This is a genomic window from Aeromonas sp. FDAARGOS 1415 (genome assembly GCF_019048365.1).
GTDB classification, from domain to species: Bacteria; Pseudomonadota; Gammaproteobacteria; order Enterobacterales; family Aeromonadaceae; genus Aeromonas; species Aeromonas taiwanensis.
In genome coordinates this window covers 1,298,296-1,319,962 of record NZ_CP077363.1, presented here as the reverse complement: position 1 = coordinate 1,319,962, position 21,667 = coordinate 1,298,296, and the positions used below count along the sequence as shown (strand labels likewise).

Below are 21,667 nucleotides of genomic sequence, written 5' to 3'. Positions count from 1 at the left end.
GTAGTGCAGTATTTTTAGTTGTATTCACGGAATGGCGCTGATGTTATTGGAATAAAGTATAAAAAATAAATGATATTTGGTTATATAAAATAACTGTGGTCGCAGAGTTCCATTCTGTCCACATTGCCGGTTGGCGGCTGTGGGTAACTTTGGGGATGAAATCAGATCCTGGGGCGTTGGATCCTTGAAAGTCAAGGATCTTATTTGCTGGATCCGTGCGGCGGCAACTGGAGATCCGGCCACTAAAAACGTAGAATAGCCGGTCTTTACTTAATCAATTGACGGGAGTCTAGAGTGACTGCTTCGCTATGGCAGCAGTGCCTTAACCGGCTGCAAGATGAGTTGCCCTCGGCAGAATTCAGCATGTGGATCCGGCCGCTTCAAGCGGAGTTGAGTGACAATACTCTGACCCTGTATGCACCGAACCGCTTCGTTCTGGACTGGGTACGCGACAAGTACCTGCTCCGGGTCAACGGCATCATCAACGAGCTGTGCGGAGCGGATGCGCCTACCCTGCGTTTCGACATCGGCAATCGTCCCCATCCCGTCGCGGCCGCAAGGGCCCCGGCGCGCGGTGTCGATCCTGTGAATAACTCTCCCAAGAGCTGGGAAAACAAGGCCGAAACCAAGCCCGAGCCGAACCACAAGAGCAATACCAATGTGAACTATACCTTCGAGAATTTCGTCGAGGGTAAGTCCAACCAGCTGGCTCGTGCGGCCGCCCGTCAGGTGGCCGACAATCCGGGCGGGGCCTACAACCCGCTGTTCCTCTACGGTGGCACCGGCCTGGGCAAGACCCACCTGCTGCACGCTGTCGGCAACGCCATCAAGGATCGCAAGAAAGACGCCAAAGTCATCTACATGCACTCCGAACGGTTCGTGCAGGACATGGTGAAGGCGCTGCAGAATAACGCCATTGAAGAGTTCAAGCGTTATTACCGTAGCGTCGATGCCCTGCTCATCGATGACATCCAGTTTTTTGCGAACAAGGAGCGCTCCCAGGAGGAGTTCTTCCACACCTTCAACGCGCTGCTCGAAGGTAACCAGCAGATCATCCTGACCTCGGATCGCTATCCGAAGGAGATCAACGGTGTCGAGGATCGTCTCAAGTCCCGCTTTGGCTGGGGCCTGACCGTGGCGATCGAGCCGCCGGAGCTGGAGACGCGGGTCGCGATCCTGATGCGCAAGGCGGACGAGAACCAGATCCACCTGCCGGACGAAGTGGCCTTCTTCATCGCCAAGCGACTGAGATCCAACGTCCGTGAGCTGGAAGGAGCCCTCAACCGGGTCATCGCCAACGCCAACTTCACCGGTCGCGCCATCAACATCGACTTCGTTCGCGAGGCGCTGCGCGACCTGCTGGCCTTGCAGGAGAAGCTGGTCACCATCGACAACATCCAGAAGACGGTGGCGGAGTACTACAAGATCAAACTGGCGGATCTGCTGTCCAAGCGCCGTTCCCGCTCCGTTGCCCGTCCGCGCCAGCTGGCGATGGCCCTGGCCAAGGAGCTGACCAACCACAGTTTGCCGGAGATCGGGGATGCCTTCGGTGGCCGTGACCATACAACCGTTCTTCATGCCTGCCGCAAGATCGAGCAGCTGAAGGAGGAGAGTCACGACATCAAGGAAGACTATTCCAACCTGATCCGTACTCTTTCGTCCTGATAACGGAACGGAGCGCACCGATGCAGCCCGGGATCCGAACCCTTTCCTCCCAATAACAACGGAGAGCACAGATGCAGCTCGAAATTAGCCGTGAGGCCCTGTTACGTCCTCTGCAACTGGTGTCCGGTGCCCTGGGTGGCCGGCCGACCCTGCCGATCCTCGGCAACGTCCTGCTCGATGTCAGCAATGGTCTGTTGTCGCTGACCGGGACCGATCTCGAAGTGGAGATGATCGGACAGGTTTATCTCAACAGCGACAGCCAGGATGGCCGCACCACAGTGCCGGCGCGCAAGCTGCTGGACATCTGCCGCGGCCTGCCGGAAGGGGCGGACATTCGTCTCAATACCGAGGGCGAGCGGCTGATCATCCGGTCCGGTCGTTCCCGCTTCAACCTGTCGACCCTGCCGGCGACCGAATACCCGAATATCGAGGACTGGGAGTCCGTGCTCGAGTTCGACATCAGCCAGCTGGAGCTGAAGAAGCTCATCGACGCCACCCAGTTCTCCATGGCCAGCCAGGACGTGCGTTACTACCTGAATGGCATGCTGTTCGAGAGCGAGGGCCACGGCCTGCGCACGGTCGCGACCGACGGTCACCGTCTGGCCACCTGCCGCCGCGAGGTGGTGGGGGAATCGCTGCCCGATCATCAGGTCATCCTGCCGCGCAAGGGGGTACTGGAACTGGTGCGCCTGCTGGAGGCGGAAGACAAGCCGGTTCGCCTGCAAGTCGGTCGCAGCAACCTGCGTGCCGCCCTCGACGGCTTCATCTTCACCTCCAAGCTGGTGGATGGCCGCTTCCCGGACTGGCGTCGCGTGATCCCCAGAGGGAGCGACAAGGCGCTGATCGCCGGTCGTGAGGACATGCGCCAGGCCTTCGCCCGCGCCGCCATCCTCTCCAACGAAAAATTCCGTGGGGTGCGTCTCAATCTGCAGGAAAACCTGCTGCGCATCACCGCCAACAACCCGGAACAGGAAGAAGCGGAAGAGCTGCTTGACGTACAATACGCCGCTGGCGAGATGGAGATCGGCTTCAACGTCTCCTATGTGCTGGACGTGTTGAATACGTTAAAATGTGACCAGATCCGGATCAGCCTGAGCGATTCCATCAGCAGCGCCATTATTGAGGATTTTGACAGCCAAGATGCCCAGTATGTGGTGATGCCGATGCGGATCTAGTCGTGTCTCTGGTCAAACTCCAGCTCAGCGACTTTCGCAACATCCAGCACGCCAGTCTCGCGCTGTCGCCCGGCCTCAACATCCTGGTCGGCAGCAACGGCAGCGGCAAGACCAGCGTGCTGGAAGCCATTCATTACCTTGGTCTCGGCCGATCTTTTCGCACGCACCTGACCGGGCGGGTCATCCGCCAGGGCGAGCGGGCCTTCACCCTGTTTGCCCAGTGCGAGCTGGAGGGGCGTCAGGTGCCCATCGGGCTTGCCAAGGACAAGGGGGGCGAGACCCAGCTCAAGATTGCCGGTGCCCAGGCTCAGCGTCTGGCCGATCTGGCCGAGCTGTTGCCGGTGCAGCTGATCCACCCCGATGGTTTCAGCCTGCTGACCGGCGGGCCCCAGGCACGCCGGGCCTGGCTGGATTGGGGCGTCTTCCATCAGGAGCCGACCTTCTTCTCCCTGTGGGGGCGGGTACGTCGGCTGTTGAAGCAGCGCAATGCCCTGCTGCGCCAGAGTACTCAGTATCGCCAACTGGCGTTCTGGGATCAGGAGCTGGTACGTCTGGGTGGTGAACTGGCGGGCTTTCGCGCCAGTTATTGTCAGGCCATTACCCCCCTGATCAAGGAGATGACGGCAGATTTCCTGCCGGAATTCGACATCAGTCTTGGATTCTATCGAGGCTGGGAAAAAGACACGCCTCTCAATGAGTTGCTGGAGGCGGGGTTCGAACGGGATCGTGCCATGGGGTACACTGGGGTAGGTCCGCAGAAGGCGGATGTGCGGCTCAAGGCGAACGGCGTTCCCGCTCAAGATATTTTGTCCAGGGGTCAGTTGAAGTTGCTGGTCTGTGCCATGCGGCTGGCCCAAGGGCTCTATTTGAATCAACATAGCAGCCGCGGCTGTATTTTTTTAATTGATGATTTTGCCTCTGAACTGGATGTCGACAAGCGTCGTCTGCTGGCCGCAAGGCTGAAGCAGTGTGCGTCTCAGGTGTTCATTACCGCCATCGATACCGGCCAGCTCGCAGACATGATGGATGCGAGTGACTGCAAGCTGTTCCACGTGGAACAAGGCAAGATCTCCGAAACGTTAGAGAAGGCAGAGAGTAAGCTATGAGTGAAAATACTTACGACTCCTCGAATATCAAGGTGCTGAAGGGCCTGGATGCGGTCCGCAAGCGCCCGGGGATGTATATCGGCGATACGGACGATGGATCGGGTCTGCACCACATGGTGTTCGAGGTCGTCGACAACTCCATTGACGAGGCGCTCGCTGGCTACTGCTCCGATATCCAGGTCAAGATCCACTCCGACGGCTCCGTCTCCGTGCGCGACAACGGTCGTGGCATTCCGGTGGACATCCACCCGGAAGAGGGCCGCTCCGCCGCCGAAGTCATCATGACGGTGCTGCACGCGGGCGGCAAGTTCGACGACAACTCCTACAAGGTGTCCGGCGGCCTGCACGGCGTGGGCGTCTCCGTGGTGAACGCGCTCTCCGACAAGCTGCTGCTGACCATCCGCCGCAACGGTCACGTCTACGAGCAGACCTATCACCTGGGCGAGCCGCAGGCGCCGCTCAAGCAGATCGGTGACAGCACAGGCACCGGGACCGAAGTGCGCTTCTGGCCGAGCCCTACCATCTTCAGCGACACCCTGTTCCACTACGAGATCCTGGCCAAGCGTCTGCGCGAGCTCTCCTTCCTCAACTCCGGCGTCTCCATCCGTCTGATGGACGAGCGCGATGGCCGCGAGGCGCACTTCTGCTACGAAGGGGGCATCAAGGCCTTCGTCGAGTACCTGAACCAGAACAAGACTCCGATCCATCCCAAGGTGTTCCACTTCACCACTGAGCAGGACGGCATCGGCGTCGAAGTCGCCATGCAGTGGAACGACGCCTATCAGGAAGGGGTCTACTGCTTCACCAACAACATCCCGCAGCGGGATGGTGGTACCCACCTGGTGGGCTTCCGTACCGCACTGACCCGTACTCTGAACTCCTACATGGACAAAGAGGACTACAGCAAGAAGGCCAAGTCTGCCGCCAGCGGCGACGACGTCCGTGAAGGCCTGATTGCCGTCATCTCCGTCAAGGTGCCGGATCCCAAGTTCTCCTCCCAGACCAAGGACAAGCTGGTCTCGTCCGAAGTGAAGACCGCCGTGGAACAGGCGATGGGTGAGAAGCTGGCGGACTTCCTGCTGGAAAACCCGGGCGACGCCAAGATCGTGGTCAACAAGATCATCGATGCGGCCCGTGCCCGAGAGGCGGCCCGCAAGGCCCGCGAATTGACCCGCCGCAAGGGGGCGCTGGACATCGCCGGTCTGCCCGGCAAGCTGGCGGACTGCCAGGAGAAAGACCCGGCCCTCTCCGAACTCTACATAGTGGAAGGGGACTCTGCAGGCGGCTCCGCCAAGCAGGGTCGCAACCGGAAGAACCAGGCCATTCTGCCGCTCAAGGGCAAGATCCTGAACGTGGAGAAGGCCCGCTTCGACAAGATGATCTCTTCCCAGGAGGTGGGCACCCTGATCACCGCCCTGGGCTGCGGCATCGGCCGTGACGAGTACAACCCGGACAAGCTGCGCTATCACAACATCATCATTATGACGGATGCGGACGTCGATGGTGCGCACATCCGTACCCTGCTGCTGACCTTCTTCTATCGTCAGATGCCGGAAATCATCGAGCGTGGCTATGTCTTCATCGCCCAGCCGCCGCTCTACAAGGTGAAGAAGGGCAAGCAGGAGCAGTACCTGAAAGACGAGGACGCGCTGCTGCAGTACCAGACCGCCATGGCGCTGGACGGTGCTACCCTGCACGTCAACGAGTCTGCCCCGGCCATCGGTGGCGAGGCGCTGGAGCGTCTGGTCAACCAGCACCGTGCCGTCTCTCACCTCATCACCCGCATGTCCCGCCGTGCGCCGGAAGCCGTGCTGACCCAGCTGATCTATCAGCCCGAGCTGAACGAAACCCTGCTGGCCAGCGAGAGCGAGTTGCAGGCCTGGTGCCAGAGCATGGAAGCCGTGCTCAACGAGAGCAACCACGGCATCCAGTACCAGATGCAGGTACGCCGCGACGAAGAGCGCAGCCTGTTCGTGCCGCACGCCGTGGTACGCCAGCACGGGGTCGACCGTGAATACCCGCTCAGCTACGACTTCCTGCAATCCGGCGAGTACCGTCAACTGGTCTCCCTGGGCAAGGAGATCGCCAACCTGATCGAGGAAGGCGGTTACATCAAGCGTGGCGAGAAGGTCAAACCGGTCGCGAACTTCGTGGAAGCGGTCGAGTGGCTGATGGGCGAAGGCAAGCGTGGCATCTACATCCAGCGCTATAAAGGGCTGGGCGAGATGAACCCGGACCAGCTGTGGGAAACCACCATGGATCCGGAAGCCCGCCGCATGCTGCGCGTCACCATCGACGATGCCGTCGGTGCCGACCAGCTCTTCTCCACCCTGATGGGGGACGCCGTAGAGCCGCGTCGCGACTTCATCGAGACCAACGCCCTGCGCGTGGCCAACCTCGACGTCTGATGCGACGCCCCTGATACAATTAAAAAGCCGCTCCCTGTGAGCGGCTTTTTTGTTTTTGGCGTCAGGAGTTATCTGGCTCGTTCCACGTGGAACATCTTATCCATACCCAATGACAGAGCGGGGAGGCGCTAGATCTGATCACCCCGGAAGGTGCGGCGCCACTCCCGCGGCGAGACACCGAAGCGGGTGCGAAAGTGCTGGCGCAGGCTGGCGGCCGTTCTGAGCCCGACCAGCTCGGCGATGCGCTCCATGGAGTGGTTGCCGGACTCCAGCAACTCCTGGCTGCGGCGCAGGCGCTCTGCCAGCAACCACTCGCCGAGGGAGAGGCCGGTGGCCCGCTGGAAGCGGCGGGTGAAGGTGCGCCGGCTCATCAGACAGTGCTCCGCCAGGCTGTCCAGGGTATGGGGTTCGGCCAGATGGGCGCGCAGGTGATCGAACAGCTGGTTGATCCTGGCGTCCCGGGTGGAGGCGGGGACAGGCTGCTCGATGAACTGGGCCTGGCCACCCTCCCGGTGGGGAGGCACCACCAGCCTCCTGGCCAGCTTGTTGGCGATGCGGCTGCCATGGTGCTGGCGTACCAGATAGAGACAGCAGTCCAGCCCTGCGGCGGTGCCGGCCGAGGTGATGAGGCCCTGGTCATCCACATAGAGGGCATTGGTGTCGAGCCGAACCTTGGGGAAGCGGTGGATGAAGTCCTGCTCGTATTCCCAGTGGGTGGAGGCCCTGTGCCCGTCCAGCAGGCCGGCGTAGGCCAGCACATAGGTGCCGAGGCAGAGTCCGACCACCTGCGCTCCCCGCCGATGGGCAGCCACCAGGGCGTCGAGCAGGGGTTGAGCCGGTCGCTCGGCCGGGTCGCGCCAGAAGGGAATGATGATGATGTCTGCCTCGGCCAGCCCCTCCAGCCCGTGGTCGGGATCGATGCGAAAGCCCTGGGAGGAGGCGGGGTGACGGATGCTGTCCCCGGCGCAGAGCCTGAGCTCGAACAGGGGCTGCCCCGGCATCATGGTGTCGCCAAAGATGAGGCAGGGCACGGCGCAGTGGAAGGGGCTGAAGTGATCGAAGGTGATGACGGCGACGACGGGGGTAGGCATGATGGCTGCTTCCTTTGCACTCAGGCCCCCATCATAAGGGGCCACCACAGAAAGTCGAAGGGCCATGCATCGCGCATGGCCCGGCCATCACAGGGAGAGTGTCTCGCCATCCTCGGGTATCAGGACGCTGTCCTGCATGTTGTGCTCGCGAAGGAAATCGCGCAGCTCGCCGCGTGACAGCAGCGCATGGTTGACGGCCTCCATATGGCTGGCGATCAGGGTGGCTTCAGGCGCTGCCTGATAGACGGCGCGCACGTCCTCCTTGCCCATGATGATGGAGCCCAGCCCGGGGATCTGGGCATCGCCGCAGTTGAGGATGATCACCTCGGGTTTGTGCTGGTGAAGTGCTTGCGCCACCTGTTCGTTCCAGACGGTGTCACCCGCCAGATAGAGGCGCTTCTCGTCCGGGTGGGAGAAGACCACTCCCGACACCTCGCCGAGGCGTTCACTCAGTGCCGCCATGACCTGATCGCTGCCGTGCTGGCCACCTGTCCGCTGCAGGCGGATGCCGGTGAATTCGCTCCCTTCGTCCAGCAGACGCACATCCTTGAAGCCACAGGCCCGAATGGCATCGGCATCCTTCTGATGCTGTACAAACAGCGGAAGGTGTTTGGGGATCTGCGCTCTCGCGACATCGTCCCAGTGATCGGGATGGTCGTGGGTGACGATGACGGCATCCACCTCGAGCAGGTCGGCGATTGGAAATGGCAGCGCGACCCGTGGATTGCGCAGGTGACTGTTGGCGGTGCCCTCGAAGCCAGGGAGGCTCTCCTTGGCTGCGAGCATGGGGTCGATCAGAAATCGGCTGCCGGCATAGTCGATCAGCAGGGTGGCGTTGCGAACCTGGGTTATCTGCATAGGATAGTTCCGTGATGGTGGATGTGCAGCCAGTATGCCGGGGAAGCAGGAGGGCCATCAGTGGCCCGCGGGTCGAGTTTCGTCATGATCGGGCCAGATGGGGATCCCGTTGCCGAGAAGGGAGGTGATCGCAATTTCTTCAGGGGTCGCCCTTGAAAGCCAAAAGCTGGGCCCTATATAGATAACAAGGCCGGAACGCTCGACAGAGGTTTCGACCAGCCGCCCGTCCATGAGGAGGGCAAACAATCCGTTATCGCTCACAAGAGGGTAATTCTATGCGTTCTATCGACTTTTCTCCGCTCTATCGTTCTGCCATCGGTTTCGATCGCCTGGCCAATCTCATCGAATCTGCGGCCAGCAATGGCAATGCCGGTTATCCCCCCTACAACATCGAGCAGCTGGGTGACAACGACTACCGCATCAGCATGGCGGTGGCGGGCTTCATCCAGGAAGAGCTGGAGTTGAGCTTTCAGGAAAACCTGCTGACGGTGAAGGGCAACAAGCAGGCCGAGGCCGGGCGCAACTATCTCTATCAGGGCATAGCCGAACGTGGCTTCGAGCGCCGCTTCCAGTTGGCCGACTATGTGCGGGTGAAAGGCGCCGATCTCAAGAACGGTCTGCTGCACATCGAACTGGTGCGTGAAGTGCCCGAGGCGATGAAGCCGCGCAAGATCGAGATCAACGGCTAAGCCGGATCCCTCAATCGCGTATTACCCCATTTCCCGGGTGCCGATGACGGGCCTGTGGAGAGTCAAACCTGTTGCTTATTAGAAGGATAGGATCATGCGTAACCTCGATTTTTCTCATCTCTATTCCAATGCCGTCGGCTTCGAGCGGATGGCCCGTGAGCTGGAAGGCCTGTTCGATCAGAAGACTGCGGCCTATCCCCCTTACAACATCGAGAAGCGGGATCCCGACCGCTACCTCATCACGGTGGCCGTGGCCGGCTTCGAGCACGACGAGCTGGAGCTGGAAACCGAAGAGGGCACCCTCAAGGTGAAGGGGCGCAAGGCTGCCGCAGCTGGCGAACGCCAGTTCCTCCATCAGGGCATTGCCGAGCGCGACTTCGAGCTTGCGTTCCGGCTGAGTCAGCACGTGGAAGTGCAGGGGGCCAGGCTGGAGCATGGCCTGCTGACTATAGAGCTGGCCCGTGAACTGCCCGAGGCACTCAAGCCCCGCGCCATTCCCATCGGCAAGGCCGAGTCGCTGGCCCTGCCCGGTTAATCCGGTCGCCCAGGTACAGAAGACAAGCGTGAAAATGAAGAAGGCCTGCAATTGCAGGCCTTCTTGTTTTGGCTCGCCGTTTAGCCGGCGGCGTAGAGGGCGTTGATCTCGTCGGCCAGGATGGCGATGCCGCGGCGTACCAGCTCCTCGCTCTGGGAGTAGTTGAGGCGGATACACTCCTGGCTGTGACGCCATTCCGAGTCGTCGATGCCGGGGAAGAAGTAGTGGCCCGGCACGATCAGCAGGTTCTTCGCCTTCAGCCGCTCGTAGAGTGCCTGGCAGTGGATCGGCAGGTCTTCAAACCAGAGCCAGAGGAAGAGGGCGCCTTCCGGCTTGTGGATGTGGAAGCGGGGATCCGGGATGGCGTCCCGCAACAGGCGCACCGCGAGATCGGCCTTCTGGCGATAGAAGGGTTTCACCACCTGTTCGCTCAGGGTGATGATGTCGCCGCTCTCGATCATCGGAATGGTGACGGCGGGTCCCAGACTGCCCGGTGCCAGATTGATGATGCCGCTCAGGTTGGTGATGGCCCGGATGATCTTCTCGTCGGCGATGACGATGCCGCAACGGGTACCCGGCAACCCCAACTTGGAGAGGCTCATGCAGAGGATGGTGTTGGCGTTCCAGAACGGCTTGGCCTCGCTGAAGATGATGCCGGGGAAGGGCACGCCGTAGGCGTTGTCGATGAGCAGCGGAATGCCCTTGTCACGGGCGATCTGATCCAGATGTTCTATCTCGTCATCGGTCAGCACATTGCCGGTGGGGTTGGTCGGGCGGGAGACGCAGATCACCCCGATGTCGTCACCCACCTGCAGGCTTTCGAAGTCCACGTGGTATTTGAACTGGCCGTCTGGCAGCTTCTCTATGGTCGGCTTGTAGGCCACGAAGTGATCGTCGGAGAGCGCCGAATCGGCATAACCGATGTATTCCGGGGCGAGCGGGAACAGCACCTTCTTCTTGCGGCCGTCGGCGAATTCGCCTGCCAGCAGGTTGAACAGATAGAAGAAGGCGTTCTGGCTGCCGTTGGTCAGGGCGATGTTGCGGGCCGAGATCTCCCAGCCCAGCTCCTTGCTGAGCAGTCCTGCCAGCGCCCTGGTAAACCTGTCCTTGCCTTGCGGGCCGTCGTAGTTGGCCATGGCCTTGATCAGTTCGCCGTTGTCCAGCAGGGTCTTTGCCTCGGCCTGGAAGCGCTCAAGCATGGCGGGGATGGGGGCAGGATTGCCGCCTCCCAGCATGATGGCGTCGGGGTTGAGCAGTCCCTGATTGAGGTCGTCCATGAGTTGGGTAATACCGGCGTGGCGAGTGAACTTCTCGCCGAACAAGGAGAATTCCATTCGGTGGCAAATCCAGAGTCAGTTGTTAGGGGGGAGCTAGCACCATAGCTCACTTCAAAAGCGGGTGTCGATCAAAAAAATGGAACGTTCCACGTGAAACAGGGCTGGCGCCCCGGGTGTGGTAAAAACAACCACTTGTTGGTTTTAAAATAACCAATAGACATGGTCTGGGTGCTATCAATAGCATCGAAAAAATACTTATATCAGCAAAATCATCAGCTTATAAATCTGGCACAACTATTGGAATACCTATCTGGTCATCTCAACCACACCGGAGCACGCCAGATGAAAACCCTGATCGCGACCCTGATTGCAATTGCAAGCAGTCTGAGCCTGAACGTCATGGCCAACGAGAACCCCAGACCCGAGCTGGATAGCGCCGGGTTGCAGCAGGAGGTGCTGACCCTGCAACAGCAGGCCTCCCGTGAGGTGGTCGAGCATGCCATCCACAACCTCAAGCCCCTGGCGCTGGAGACCCTGGTGGTGGAGGCGAGCTCGGCCGACGAGACTCATCCAGAGAGCTGAGATAGCGCAAGGGGGTCTGCCCCGTGTGCTGCCTGAAGAAGGCGATGAAGGCGCTGTCGCTGGCGAACTCCAGCGCAGCCGCCACCCGGCTGATGGGCCCGGCTTCGGCCAGCAGCTCCAGCGCCCGCAGCAGTCGCCACTGCTGACGCCAGGCCTGGTAGCTCATGCCGGTCTCCCGCATGAAGATGCGGCCTATGGTCTTGTCACTGGCACCCACCCGTTCGGCCAGCCGGTTGAGCCGATCGGGCAGGGCGCCACTCTGTTTCACCTCCTGCAGCCAGCCGGCCAGACGTACGTCTGACGGCAGCGGCAACTGCCAGGATTCCCGCGGCGCTTGCGCCAGCTCCTCTTTCAATAATGCCAGCGTGCAGGTCTGCTCTGCCTCCGGCTTGTCCCACGGCCAAAGCGCCATCCGTTCGATGATCTCCCGCAGCAGCGGGTTGACCGCCAGCACCGCCATCTCGGCCGGCAAGCCGGGTTCGGGTTTGAAATAGAGGGAACGATAGGCCACCACCCCGCGCATCAGCACCCGATGGGGCAGACCCGCCGGCAACCAGGCCGCCCGCGTCGGCGGCAGCAGGCAGACCCGATCGTCCAGTTCTATGGTCATGCAGCCGGTCTGGGCGAACAGCAGCTGATGGCGCCTGTGCTGATGACGGCCGGAGTCGTGCCAGCCGAGGGCGGCGGCGATCCCGATGGCACTGCCGTCGTGCTGGTCCGGATCAAAAGGGTGATCGGGAAGAATAAAGACCATGTGTCCGATTCTTGATGTTTATAGTCCTGCTTATTGTAATCGGACAATCGGTGTCACTCTAGAATGACGGCCTCTAGTGAAGGAGGTTTGTCATGAACAACAAGTTGCCACCGCTCTGGCTGGTGGTCGGACTGATGATGTTTCCGCAGATAGTGGAGACCATCTACAGCCCGGTACTGACCCATATCACCAGCCAGTTTTGGGTGAGCGAGGGGCAGGCGTCCCAGACCCTGTCGGTCTATTTTATGGCGTTTGCGGCGGGCGTGGTCTGCTGGGGCCGGTTGTGCGATCTCATCGGTCGGCGTCCCGCCATGCTGGCGGGGTTGCTGACCTATGGCGCCGGCACCCTGCTGGCGTTGCTGACCACTGAGTTTGAAACCCTGCTGCTGGCCCGGGTCATTGCGGCCTTCGGTGCCGCCGTGGGATCCGTGGTGACCCAGACCATGCTGCGCGACAGCTATCAGGGCAGCGATCTGGCGCGGGTCTTCTCGGTGATGGGCATAGCGCTCTCCCTGAGCCCAGTGCTGGGGCTGGTGAGCGGCGGCCTGCTGGCCGATGGTTTTGGTTATCTCGGGGTATTTGGCGCCCTGCTGGCGCTGGCAATCGGCTTGTTGCTGATGGCCTGCCGGCAGTTGCCGGAAACCCGGCCGATCACCACCCAGCGAGTGGCACTCTGGCCGCTGGCATGCCGGATGGTGCGTGATAGCGGCTTGTGGCGCCGCGCCGCTCTGGTGGCCCTGTTCAACACCATGCTGTTTGGCTACTACAGTCTGGCGCCCTTTCTGTTTGCCGGGCTGGGGCTGAGCGCGGGTGAGTTTGGTTACTCCGGTATCGTGCTGGCACTGGCGACCCTGGGGGGCAGCCTGCTCAACAAGCGTCTGCTGGGGCTTGGCTGGTCGCCTGCCTCCCTGATCCGGCTCGCCGCCGTGTTGGCTCTGGGCTCGGGTTGGCTGGTGTGGGCCAGCCAGGCGTCGCTCTGGTTTCTGCTGCCCATGATGGGGGTGGTAGTGGCATTCGGGCTGGCGATCCCCAATGTGCTGAGCCAGGCGCTGCTGGCCTATCGGGAGGTGGCAGGCAGTGCCGGCGCCCTGTTCGGGCTCGGCTACTACCTGCTGCTCAGCCTGGGGTTGGCGGTTGCTGCCAGCTTGCAGGATCTCGGTCTGCTGCTCGGTGGCTGCGGTCTGTTGGCCCTGTGTTGTTGCTGGCGACGTTCCACGTGAAACATCAGCTGCCGATAAAGCGGTAGCCGATGCCGGATTCAGTCTCGATAAGGGCGGGGTCTTGAGGGTTATCCCCCAGCTTCTTGCGTAGGCTGGCGATGACGATGCGCAGGTAGTGGGTGTCCTCCTTGTGGCTCGGCCCCCAGATGTCGTTGAGCAGCTGGGTCTGCAACACCAGCTTGCCGGGGTGGCACACCAGGGCCTGCAGCAGGGCGAACTCCTTGCGGGAGAGGGCCACCTCTTCCTCCCCCAGGGTGACCCTGTGGCTGCTGCTGTCCAGGGTCAGCCCGCACTGGGGGAAGTGGCGGCACTCACCGCTGCTGACCCCGGCCCGCTGGCGCAGCAGCACCCGGATACGGGCCATCATCTCGCCGACGCCGAACGGCTTGCTCATGTAGTCATTGGCTCCCGCATCCAGCAGGCGCACCTTCTCCTGCTCCGAGTCCCGCGCCGACAGCACCAGTACCGGATGCTGATGGTGCTCGCGAATGGCCTGCAACACCTGAAGGCCATCCCCATCCGGCAGACCCAGATCCAGGATCACCAGGTCGGGGTTGAGGTGGCGATACTGCGCCAGCCCCTCGTTGACGCCGACCGCCTCGCTGACCTGATGGCCTTCGGCGATCAGGCTGATCCGCAAAAAACGGCGGATGGCCGCCTCGTCGTCGATGACCAGTATGTGAGCCATTCAACCTCCAGCTCGCAGATGAAAAAGGGCGGCGACCATCAGGCCGCCGGAGCGTTGAGTGCCAGCGGCAGTGAGATGCGCATGCAGGTGCCGTTGCCGTTGGGGCCGGAAAAGGCCCAGATGCGGCCCCCGTGGACCTCTATCATAGCGCGGGAAATGGCGAGGCCAAGCCCGGTACCACGGCTGCCGCAGTCACCGACCGGCTGGGTGTAGAAGAGGTTGAAGATCTTGTCGCGGTCCGACTCGGCGATGCCGACCCCGATATCGATGATGTCGATGATGAGGTCTGGGTCCGCCAGCATCACCTTGAACTCGATGGGAGTGCCGGCCGGCGAGTAGCGGGAGGCGTTGTCGAGGATGTTGACCAGCACCTGCTCGATCAGGGCACCGTGCACATAGAGACGGGGGATCTGCTGATCGAAGTGCACCAGCAACTTGTGCTGGCGCCAGGAGGAGTCGAGCCGGCGGCGGGCATTCTCCACCAGATACACCAGATCGACCCAGTCCCGTTTCAGCTGGAAGTCCGGCGAACCGATCCGGGTCATGTCCAGCAGGTTCTGCACATAGCTGTGCAGGCGGCGCGCCTCCTCCTGCACCGAGTGCAACAGCTCGCTGCGGTCTTCGCTGCTGATCCGGTCACCATATTCCAGCAGGGTGCTGCCGGCCCCCATGATGGTGGCGAGCGGCGTCTTCAAATCGTGGGAGACAGAGGAGAGCAGGGCGGCGCGCATCCGGTCGGTCTCCGCCTGCAGCTGGCTGTCGGCCAGCCGCTCGTTGAGGTCGATCCGTGCCAGGGCGGCGCGGATGTCGGTGAGCAGCGCCTGCAGCTGATGCTCGGCCGAGGAGGCGAGCGGATTGGCCAGCAATATGCCCAGCACCAGGTCATCGCTGAGGTGATGGTACTGGGCCTCGGCCGCGTTGAGGGTGGCGGTGTGGGCGCCGGCGCTCTGCTTCTGGGCCAGACACCAGTCGATGGCGGCCTTGTCGGTCTGTCCCGGCTTGTGTTCGGTCGAGCCCGCCCAGTACTGGTAGTGGTGGTCGAGGGCGAACACCGGCTGGCCCAGCGCCAGCGAGATGGCCTGGCAGCCTTGCCTGAGCACCTCGACCGGGCTGCTGGCGGTGGCCAGCCCCTGGCTCAGGGAGAGCAGGGCGTTGCCCAGCTGCTGGGTCTCGCGCAGACTGACCAGCTGCTGGCGCTGACGGGAGGCGAGGCGTCCGGCCGTGATGCCGACGATGAGCAGCACGAACAGGGTGAGCAGGTCGCTGTGGCTGGCCACGCTCAACGAGAAATAGGGGACGGTGAACAACAGGTTGTGTCCGACGAAGCCCAGCACGGCGGCCAGGATGGCGGGCACCAGGCTGGTGGTGAGCGCGGTGGCCAGCACCCCCAGCACGAACAGCATGGGCAGGGAGGCGGGGGGCAGCCAGTGGGAGAGGCCCCAGACGGCGGCCGAGGTGGTCCCCATGATGACCACCGCCAGCAGGCTCTGGCGAACGTCCTTGGGGTGGGGCGGCTGCAACCTCGGTCCGGTTTTTCGCTGCTCCGTGTCCACCAGGGTGATCTCGAGTCCCTCAGCTTTCTTGAGCAGATGCTGCACCAGGGAGCGGCGCCAGGGCGGGTTGTGGGGTTTGCCGAGCAACAGCTGCGAGACCTGCTGCTGTTCGGCGGTCTCCAGCAGGGCATCGGCGACCGCCGGGCTGGAGAGGGTCAGCACCTTGGCACCCAGCTGGGAGGCGAGCGCCAGCGCCTGCTCCTGCTCGGCGGAACGCTGCCCCTTGCTGTCGACATGCACCACCAGCCAGGGCAGCTGACGGCGCTGGGCGAAGCGGTGGCCGTAGCGCACCAGGGCGGCGCCGTGCTCGTCGCCGAGGCAGACCATCAGCTTGCCCCTCAGCGGCAGCGTGGTCTTGCCGGCGGCCTGCCACTGCAGTTGCAGATCTCCCTCCACGTGGCTGGCGGCGGTCTGCATCGCCAGCTCCCGCAGGGCGGTCAGGTTGTTGAGGGAGAAGAAGGATTGCAGGGCGGCCTTGGCCTGGTGGGGCACATAGACCTTGCCCTCCTTGAGGCGGCCGAGCAGCTCCTTGGGAGGCAGGTCGATCAGCACCAGGCTGTCTGCCTCCAGCAGCACCTGATCGGGCAGGGTCTCCTTGACCCTGACGCCGGTCAGCTGCCACACCAGATCGTTGAGGCTCTCCAGGTGCTGCACGTTGAGGGTGGTATAGACGTCGATACCGGCACCGAGCAGCTCCTCCACATCCTGCCAGCGCTTCTCGTGGCGGCTGCCGGGGGCGTTGCTGTGGGCCAGCTCGTCCACCACGGCGATGGCGGGTTTGCGGGTCAGCAGGCCGTCGAGATCCATCTCCTCCAGCCGCTGCTGGCGGTGCAGGTACAGCTTGCGCGGCTGGATGGCGAGCTTGTCGAGCAGGGCCAGGGTCTCCTGGCGACCGTGGGTCTCCACCACCCCGATCAGGATGTCGACCCCCTCTCTGGCCTGTTCCCTCACCGCCTGCAGCATGGCGTAGGTCTTGCCCACACCGGGGGCGGCGCCGAGAAACACCTTCAGCTTGCCCCTGTGATCCTGCTCCAGACTGGCCAGCAGGGCATCGGCCCTCACCTCATCACGCATTCTTGTCCTTATCGAGCTGCAGATTCAGCTGGAGAATATTGACCACCTGGGGGCCAAGGATACCAGCTTGTGCCGCCGACTTGACCTGCTCCGTCAGCCGAGCGGGATCCAGTCCCCGTTGCCCGGCGACCCGGTCCACCTGAGCCAGCACCGCATCGAGGGGCAGATGGGGATCGAGGCCGGAGGCGGAGCGGGTCAGCAGGGCGGGGACCCTGGCTTCCGGCTGCGCCCTGGCCGCCGCTGCGGCAAACTCGGCCCGCAGGGGCGAGCTCATCCCCAGGTTGCTGGCGCTGCCACCTATGGTGGCGAAGTCGCTGGCGGAGGGGCGGGAGTGGAAGTAGTCGGCCCGCTCGAACTTCTGGGCCAGCAGGGCGCTGCCGATCACCTGCTGCTTGTCGTTGGTGAGCAGGCTGCCGTTGGCCTGCCAGGGGAAAACAAGCTGGGCCAGCCCGGTGACGGCTAACGGATACGCTACCCCCAGCAGCAGGGTCAGGGTCAGCAGGGTTCTGATTGCTATCATGATTTTCTTGCTCCAAATGCGTTGAGTGGATGCGGGTCTGCCCCGCATCCGGTGATGCCGTTACACCAGCCCCAGGCCGGTGATGACCAGGCCGATCAGCTTGATGCCGATGTATGGGTGCACGATCTGGCCGTGGATACCATTGCGCGGCGTTTTCATCACACCAGTCCCAGGCCGGTGATAACCAGGTCAATCAACTTGATGCCCATCCATGGGGGTATGGGGGCACGATCTGGCCGTGGATACCATCGCGCTGCGTTTTCATCACACCAGCCCCAGGCCGGTGATAACCAGGTCGAGCAGCTTGATACCGATAAAGGGCACGATCAGGCCGCCAACGCCGTAAATCAGCAGGTTGCGGCGCAGCAGGCTGGCCGCAGTGCCCTGCAGGCTGACCCCGCGCAGGGCCAGCGGCACCAGCGCGACGATGATCAGGGCGTTGAAGATGATGGCCGACAGGATGGCGCTCTCGGGGCTGCCCAGCTGCATCAGGTTCAGCGCCCCCAGCTGCGGATAGGCGGCGATGAACAGGGCCGGCAGGATGGCGAAGTACTTGGCCACGTCGTTGGCGATGGAGAAGGTGGTCAGGGCGCCACGGGTCACCAGCAGCTGCTTGCCTACCAGCACCACGTCCAGCAGCTTGGTGGGGTTGGAGTCGAGATCCACCAGGTTGCCCGCCTCCTTGGCGGCCTGGGTGCCCTCGTTCATGGCCAGCCCCACGTCGGCCTGGGCCAGCGCAGGGGCGTCGTTGGCGCCGTCTCCGCACATGGCCACCAGCCGGCCGTCGGCCTGCTCCTGACGGATGTAGGCCAGCTTCTTCTCCGGTGTCGCTTCGGCGATGAAGTCGTCCACCCCGGCCTCGGCGGCGATGGCGGCGGCGGTCAGCGGGTTGTCGCCGGTGATCATCACGGTGCGGATCCCCATGTGGCGCAGGATCTGGAAGCGAGCCTTGATGCCCGGCTTGATGATGTCCTTGAGGAACACCACCCCCAGCAGCTTCTCGTGGGTACAGACCAGCAGCGGGGTGCCGCCCTGGCGAGCTATGCTGTCCACCGACTTGAGGATGGGCTCGGGCACCGCCTTGCGATCGAGGGAGAGGTAGCGCAGCACCGCATCCACCGCCCCCTTGCGATAGTGATGGCCGTTGCGATCCAGCCCGCTCAGCCGGGTCTCGGCGCTGAAGGGGATCAGGATGTCGCTCTCCAGCTGGCTCGGTCTGGTGTGGCTCTTGCCCGCCAGGGTCAGGATGGATTTGCCCTCCGGCGTGTTGTCACCGAGCGAGGCCAGCATGGCGGCCTGGGCCAGCAGGGCCGGATCGATACCGGGGGCCGGGATGAGTTCATCCGCCATCCGGTTGCCGAAGGTGATGGTGCCGGTCTTGTCCAGCAGCAGGGTGCGTACGTCGCCGGCGGCCTCCACCGCCCGGCCCGACTTGGCGATCACGTTGAGCTTCACCAGCCGGTCCATGCCGGCGATGCCGATGGCGGAGAGCAGACCGCCGATGGTGGTCGGGATCAGGGTGATGAACAGGGCCAGCAGGTAGAGCCGGGGCACCTGGGTGCCGTTGTAGTCGAGGAACCAGGGCAGGGTGGCTACCACCAGCAGGAAGATCAGGGTCAGCCCCACCAGCAGGGCGTCCAGCGCCATCTCGTTGGGGGTCTTCTGGCGCTTGGCCCCTTCCACCAGCGCAATCATGCGATCCAGGGTGCTTTCGCCCGGATTGTTGCTGATGCGCACCCAGATCTCGTCGGAGACGACGGTGGTGTTGCCGGTCACGCCGCTGCGATCGGTGCCAGACTCGCGGATGACGGGGGCGGATTCGCCGGTGATGGCCGCCTCGTTGACCGAGGCGATGCCGGCGACCACTTCGCCGTCGGCGGGGATCATCTCGCCGCTGCGCACCAGCACCAGATCGCCCTTGCGCAGGCTGGTGGCCGGCACCCACTCCCCCTTGTCATCCTGCGGATGGGTGACCCGGCGCGCCCTGAGCTGGCTCATGCCGGCCTTCAGACTGTCGGCCCGTGCCTTGCCGCGCCCCTCGGCCAGGGTCTCGGCGAAGTTGGCAAACCAGAGGGTGAGCCAGAGCCAGGCGGTCAGCTGCCAGGCCAGCGAAGGGGCGACGCCGGAGACAGGCTGCCCCAGCAGGGATTCCACGCTGGCCATCACGGCCGCCAGCCAGAGAGTGAACAGGATGGGGCTGCCGAGCAGCGCCCTGGGGTTGAAGCGATAGAGGGCTTCCACCATGGCCTGCAGGATCTGTGATTTCTGTTTCTTGCCCTTCACCTTGAGGGTGTCGGTGCTCATTGAAGCGGACTTGCTCATTGGAAAGCTCCCTGCATCGAATAGTTGACCACGGCGATCAGTGGGGTGTGCAGCATCAGAAGGCACCTCCCAGCAGGCTCAGGTGTTCCGCCACCGGACCCAGCGCCAGCACCGGCAGGAAGGAGAGACCCCCCATCAGCAGCACGGTGACGATCAGCAGGGTGATGAAGAGCGGGCCGCTGACGGGGAAGTCCCCCTCGCTTCGCTCCTGGCGCGGGGCGCGGGCCAGCTGGCCCGCGATGGCCAGCACCGGAATGATGTAGCCGAAGCGGCCGAGCAGCATGGCCAGCCCGATGGCGATGCACTGCCAGCTGTCGGCGGCCGCCAAGCCGGCGAAGGCGGAGCCGTTGTTGCCGGCGGCCGAGGCGTAGGCATAGATCAGCCGGGACAGGCCGTGAGGGCCGCCATGACCGATGACGGTGGCGGAGTCCGGCATCAGCAGGGTGATCCCGCCGATCACCAATACCCCGACCGGCATCACCAGCATGCTGGCGACCACCCATTTCATCTCTGTGATGCCGAGCCGTTTGCCCAGATAGGTCGGGGTACGCCCCACCATCAGGCCGCACAGGAACACGGTCAGCAGCACGAACAGCATCATGCCGTAGATACCGGAGCCGACCCCGCCGAAGATGACCTCGCCGAGCAGCATGTTGATCATGCCGACCATGCCGCCGAGAGGTGTGAAGCTGTCGTGCATGGCATTGACCGAGCCGTTGGAGGCGCTGGTGGTCGCCACTTCCCAGATGCTGGAGAGCAGGGGGCCGAAGCGGCTCTCCTTGCCTTCCCAGTTGCCGGCCGTACTGCTGGCATCAGTGGTGAGCTGGGTGAGGGCGGGGTCCGGTTTCAGCTCCTGGGTGATGGAGACGAAGAGCCCGATCACCATCATCAGGGTCATGGCGACGAGGATGGCGCGGCTGTGGGCCAGGTCCTTTATGTAGCGACCCAGAGTGCAGACCATGGCGGCGGCCAGCGTCAGCAGGGCGACCATCTCCAGCCAGTTGGAGAGGGCGGTCGGGTTCTCGAACGGATGGGCCGAGTTGACGCCGAAGAAGCCACCGCCGTTGGAACCGAGCTGCTTGATGGCGATCTGGGAGGCAGCCGGGCCGAGCGGCAACAGCTGCTCCTGGCCTTCCAGGGCGTGGAACGGCAGGTAGGCCGACAGGCTCTGGGGTACCCCTTGCCAGACCAGCAGCAGCGCCAGGATCAATGCCATCGGCAACAGCACGTAGAGGCAGAAGCGCACCAGATCCTGCCAGAAGTTGCCGAGGTGGGTGGTCTGCTGGCGGGCGATGCCGCGGAACAGGGCGATGGCGACGGCGGCGCCGGTGGCGGCCGAGACGAAGTTCTGGGTGGTGAGCCCCACCATCTGGCTGAAGTAGGAGAGGCTGGCCTCGCCGGAGTAGGCCTGCCAGTTGGTGTTGGTCATGAAGCTGACCGCGGTGTTGAAGGCGAGTTGCCAGTTCAGCCCGGGCAGCTGTTGCGGGTTGAGGGGCAGCAGCCCCTGTGCCAGCAGGATCAGGAACAGCAGGCCAAAGCCGGCGCCATTGAAGGCCAGCAGGCTGAGGGCGTAGGACTTCCAGTCCTGCTCGCGCCCGTCCGTGCCGCAGCAGGCCAGGGTGGCGCGCTCGACGGGAGCCAGCCAGCTACTCTTGCCCTCAAATACCCGATACAGGTAGTTGCCAAGCAGAGGCGCCGGCAGCAGCACCAGCAGTACGAACGCGACGGGATAGATGATCTCTTGCCACATATCCGGTTCCTCACTCATGGGTGCGCGCGAGGGCGCGCAGCAGATAGCCCGCGAGGGCGAGGACCAGCAGCAGATATAGCCAATTCATAACGACTCCGTTGAGGTAATTAGCGTCAGGGACCAATGCATATCCGTGTCGATCCCTTCGATGTCATTGACGCTGAAAGGGTATGAAAGAGGGGCGTAAAGGCGCCATAACGCGGCCGGGAGCGGGCGTAAAATCGGCGTAAAGAAGGCGTGTTTTGCGAGGGAGCAGCGGTGGATGGAACGAAAAACCCGGCCTGAGCCGGGTTTGGTAGCAAGTCGCTGTGACCTTGATATGCGGTTAGCGCATGGTCGCAGACTCTTCCGTGCTGGTGGGATGAAGAGGGAGAACGCAGTTGTCGAGATAGTCCCCGAG

17 protein-coding genes are annotated in these 21,667 nt (G+C 62.9%); 8 read left to right on the top strand and 9 right to left on the bottom strand.

Annotated features, from left to right (window positions below):
- Positions 1 to 294 precede the first annotated feature (294 nt).
- The 4 genes from dnaA (at position 295) to gyrB (ending at position 6,354) form a co-directional block, all read left to right on the top strand.
- Positions 295 to 1,665 carry a chromosomal replication initiator protein DnaA gene (dnaA, locus tag I6L45_RS06315; protein ID WP_043763786.1) on the top strand — a complete coding sequence of 457 codons (1,371 nt, stop codon included), beginning with the start codon at positions 295 to 297 and terminating at the stop codon, positions 1,663 to 1,665.
- Positions 1,666 to 1,736: 71 nt separating this feature from the next.
- Entirely contained in the window at positions 1,737 to 2,840 is a 1,104-nt protein-coding gene (gene dnaN, locus I6L45_RS06310; RefSeq protein WP_216983736.1) for a DNA polymerase III subunit beta, read from the top strand.
- 2 nt (positions 2,841 to 2,842) lie between these two features.
- Entirely contained in the window at positions 2,843 to 3,946 is a 1,104-nt protein-coding gene (recF, locus tag I6L45_RS06305; RefSeq protein ID WP_134695585.1) for a DNA replication/repair protein RecF, read from the top strand.
- Complete coding sequence (gyrB, locus tag I6L45_RS06300) at positions 3,943 to 6,354, top strand: DNA topoisomerase (ATP-hydrolyzing) subunit B (protein ID WP_216983735.1); 2,412 nt, start codon at positions 3,943 to 3,945, stop codon at positions 6,352 to 6,354. The genes recF and gyrB overlap by 4 nt, the downstream gene beginning before the upstream one ends.
- A 128-nt stretch (positions 6,355 to 6,482) precedes the next feature.
- Here the strand turns inward: gyrB and I6L45_RS06295 are convergent, their stop codons facing one another.
- Complete coding sequence (locus I6L45_RS06295; protein WP_216983734.1) at positions 6,483 to 7,445, bottom strand: GlxA family transcriptional regulator; 963 nt, start codon at positions 7,443 to 7,445, stop codon at positions 6,483 to 6,485.
- Positions 7,446 to 7,532: 87 nt separating this feature from the next.
- The gene (locus tag I6L45_RS06290) at positions 7,533 to 8,303 is read right to left on the bottom strand and encodes an MBL fold metallo-hydrolase (protein WP_216983733.1); all 771 of its coding nucleotides are present in this window, start codon (positions 8,301 to 8,303) and stop codon (positions 7,533 to 7,535) included.
- Positions 8,304 to 8,578: 275 nt separating this feature from the next.
- On the opposite strand from I6L45_RS06290, the gene I6L45_RS06285 reads away from it, so the two are divergent.
- Together I6L45_RS06285 and I6L45_RS06280 are read left to right on the top strand one after the other, a co-directional pair.
- Positions 8,579 to 8,992: an Hsp20 family protein gene (locus I6L45_RS06285; RefSeq protein WP_216983732.1), complete on the top strand. Its 414-nt coding sequence runs from the start codon at positions 8,579 to 8,581 to the stop codon at positions 8,990 to 8,992.
- Positions 8,993 to 9,086: 94 nt separating this feature from the next.
- Positions 9,087 to 9,527 (top strand): Hsp20 family protein, encoded by a 441-nt coding sequence (locus tag I6L45_RS06280; protein WP_216983731.1) that lies wholly within the window; start codon positions 9,087 to 9,089, stop codon positions 9,525 to 9,527.
- A gap of 80 nt (positions 9,528 to 9,607) precedes the next feature.
- On the opposite strand, the gene I6L45_RS06275 is transcribed toward I6L45_RS06280, so the two are convergent.
- Positions 9,608 to 10,861 carry a valine--pyruvate transaminase gene (locus I6L45_RS06275; protein ID WP_216983730.1) on the bottom strand — a complete coding sequence of 418 codons (1,254 nt, stop codon included), beginning with the start codon at positions 10,859 to 10,861 and terminating at the stop codon, positions 9,608 to 9,610.
- Positions 10,862 to 11,146: 285 nt separating this feature from the next.
- On the opposite strand from I6L45_RS06275, the gene I6L45_RS06270 reads away from it, so the two are divergent.
- Complete coding sequence (locus tag I6L45_RS06270) at positions 11,147 to 11,386, top strand: hypothetical protein (RefSeq protein ID WP_216983729.1); 240 nt, start codon at positions 11,147 to 11,149, stop codon at positions 11,384 to 11,386.
- On the opposite strand, the gene I6L45_RS06265 is transcribed toward I6L45_RS06270, so the two are convergent.
- The gene (locus I6L45_RS06265) at positions 11,316 to 12,140 is read right to left on the bottom strand and encodes a helix-turn-helix domain-containing protein (RefSeq protein WP_216983728.1); all 825 of its coding nucleotides are present in this window, start codon (positions 12,138 to 12,140) and stop codon (positions 11,316 to 11,318) included. The two genes, I6L45_RS06270 and I6L45_RS06265, sit on opposite strands and share 71 nt — an antisense overlap.
- Positions 12,141 to 12,232: 92 nt before the next feature.
- On the opposite strand from I6L45_RS06265, the gene I6L45_RS06260 reads away from it, so the two are divergent.
- Complete coding sequence (locus tag I6L45_RS06260) at positions 12,233 to 13,360, top strand: MFS transporter (RefSeq protein ID WP_216983727.1); 1,128 nt, start codon at positions 12,233 to 12,235, stop codon at positions 13,358 to 13,360.
- A gap of 4 nt (positions 13,361 to 13,364) precedes the next feature.
- Here the strand turns inward: I6L45_RS06260 and I6L45_RS06255 are convergent, their stop codons facing one another.
- The 5 genes from I6L45_RS06255 to kdpA all read right to left on the bottom strand — a co-directional run bounded on the left by I6L45_RS06255 (position 13,365) and on the right by kdpA (position 21,267).
- On the bottom strand, positions 13,365 to 14,048 hold the full coding sequence (locus I6L45_RS06255; RefSeq protein ID WP_005307112.1) for a response regulator: 684 nt from the start codon (positions 14,046 to 14,048) through the stop codon (positions 13,365 to 13,367).
- A 38-nt stretch (positions 14,049 to 14,086) separates the two neighbouring features.
- Positions 14,087 to 16,675, bottom strand: coding sequence for a sensor histidine kinase KdpD (locus tag I6L45_RS06250; protein ID WP_216983726.1), 2,589 nt, complete (start codon positions 16,673 to 16,675; stop codon positions 14,087 to 14,089).
- Positions 16,668 to 17,195: a potassium-transporting ATPase subunit C gene (locus tag I6L45_RS06245; protein WP_216983725.1), complete on the bottom strand. Its 528-nt coding sequence runs from the start codon at positions 17,193 to 17,195 to the stop codon at positions 16,668 to 16,670. The genes I6L45_RS06250 and I6L45_RS06245 overlap by 8 nt, the downstream gene beginning before the upstream one ends.
- Before the next feature lie 264 nt (positions 17,196 to 17,459).
- On the bottom strand, positions 17,460 to 19,517 hold the full coding sequence (kdpB, locus tag I6L45_RS06240; RefSeq protein WP_216983724.1) for a potassium-transporting ATPase subunit KdpB: 2,058 nt from the start codon (positions 19,515 to 19,517) through the stop codon (positions 17,460 to 17,462).
- A gap of 55 nt (positions 19,518 to 19,572) precedes the next feature.
- On the bottom strand, positions 19,573 to 21,267 hold the full coding sequence (gene kdpA, locus I6L45_RS06235) for a potassium-transporting ATPase subunit KdpA (RefSeq protein WP_216983723.1): 1,695 nt from the start codon (positions 21,265 to 21,267) through the stop codon (positions 19,573 to 19,575).
- Between the last annotated feature and the right edge of the window lie 400 nt (positions 21,268 to 21,667).

Coding starts and splice junctions, on each gene's coding strand:
- I6L45_RS06290 (WP_216983733.1), bottom strand. CDS start 8,303: ATGCAGATAACCCAGGTTCGCAACGCCACCCTGCTGATCGACTATGCC.
- I6L45_RS06250 (WP_216983726.1), bottom strand. CDS start 16,675: ATGCGTGATGAGGTGAGGGCCGATGCCCTGCTGGCCAGTCTGGAGCAG.
- I6L45_RS06270 (WP_216983729.1), top strand. CDS start 11,147: ATGAAAACCCTGATCGCGACCCTGATTGCAATTGCAAGCAGTCTGAGC.
- kdpB (WP_216983724.1), bottom strand. CDS start 19,517: ATGAGCAAGTCCGCTTCAATGAGCACCGACACCCTCAAGGTGAAGGGC.
- I6L45_RS06275 (WP_216983730.1), bottom strand. CDS start 10,861: ATGGAATTCTCCTTGTTCGGCGAGAAGTTCACTCGCCACGCCGGTATT.
- I6L45_RS06245 (WP_216983725.1), bottom strand. CDS start 17,195: ATGATAGCAATCAGAACCCTGCTGACCCTGACCCTGCTGCTGGGGGTA.
- kdpA (WP_216983723.1), bottom strand. CDS start 21,267: ATGTGGCAAGAGATCATCTATCCCGTCGCGTTCGTACTGCTGGTGCTG.
- dnaN (WP_216983736.1), top strand. CDS start 1,737: ATGCAGCTCGAAATTAGCCGTGAGGCCCTGTTACGTCCTCTGCAACTG.
- gyrB (WP_216983735.1), top strand. CDS start 3,943: ATGAGTGAAAATACTTACGACTCCTCGAATATCAAGGTGCTGAAGGGC.
- I6L45_RS06280 (WP_216983731.1), top strand. CDS start 9,087: ATGCGTAACCTCGATTTTTCTCATCTCTATTCCAATGCCGTCGGCTTC.
- I6L45_RS06295 (WP_216983734.1), bottom strand. CDS start 7,445: ATGCCTACCCCCGTCGTCGCCGTCATCACCTTCGATCACTTCAGCCCC.
- I6L45_RS06255 (WP_005307112.1), bottom strand. CDS start 14,048: ATGGCTCACATACTGGTCATCGACGACGAGGCGGCCATCCGCCGTTTT.
- I6L45_RS06260 (WP_216983727.1), top strand. CDS start 12,233: ATGAACAACAAGTTGCCACCGCTCTGGCTGGTGGTCGGACTGATGATG.
- I6L45_RS06285 (WP_216983732.1), top strand. CDS start 8,579: ATGCGTTCTATCGACTTTTCTCCGCTCTATCGTTCTGCCATCGGTTTC.
- I6L45_RS06265 (WP_216983728.1), bottom strand. CDS start 12,140: ATGGTCTTTATTCTTCCCGATCACCCTTTTGATCCGGACCAGCACGAC.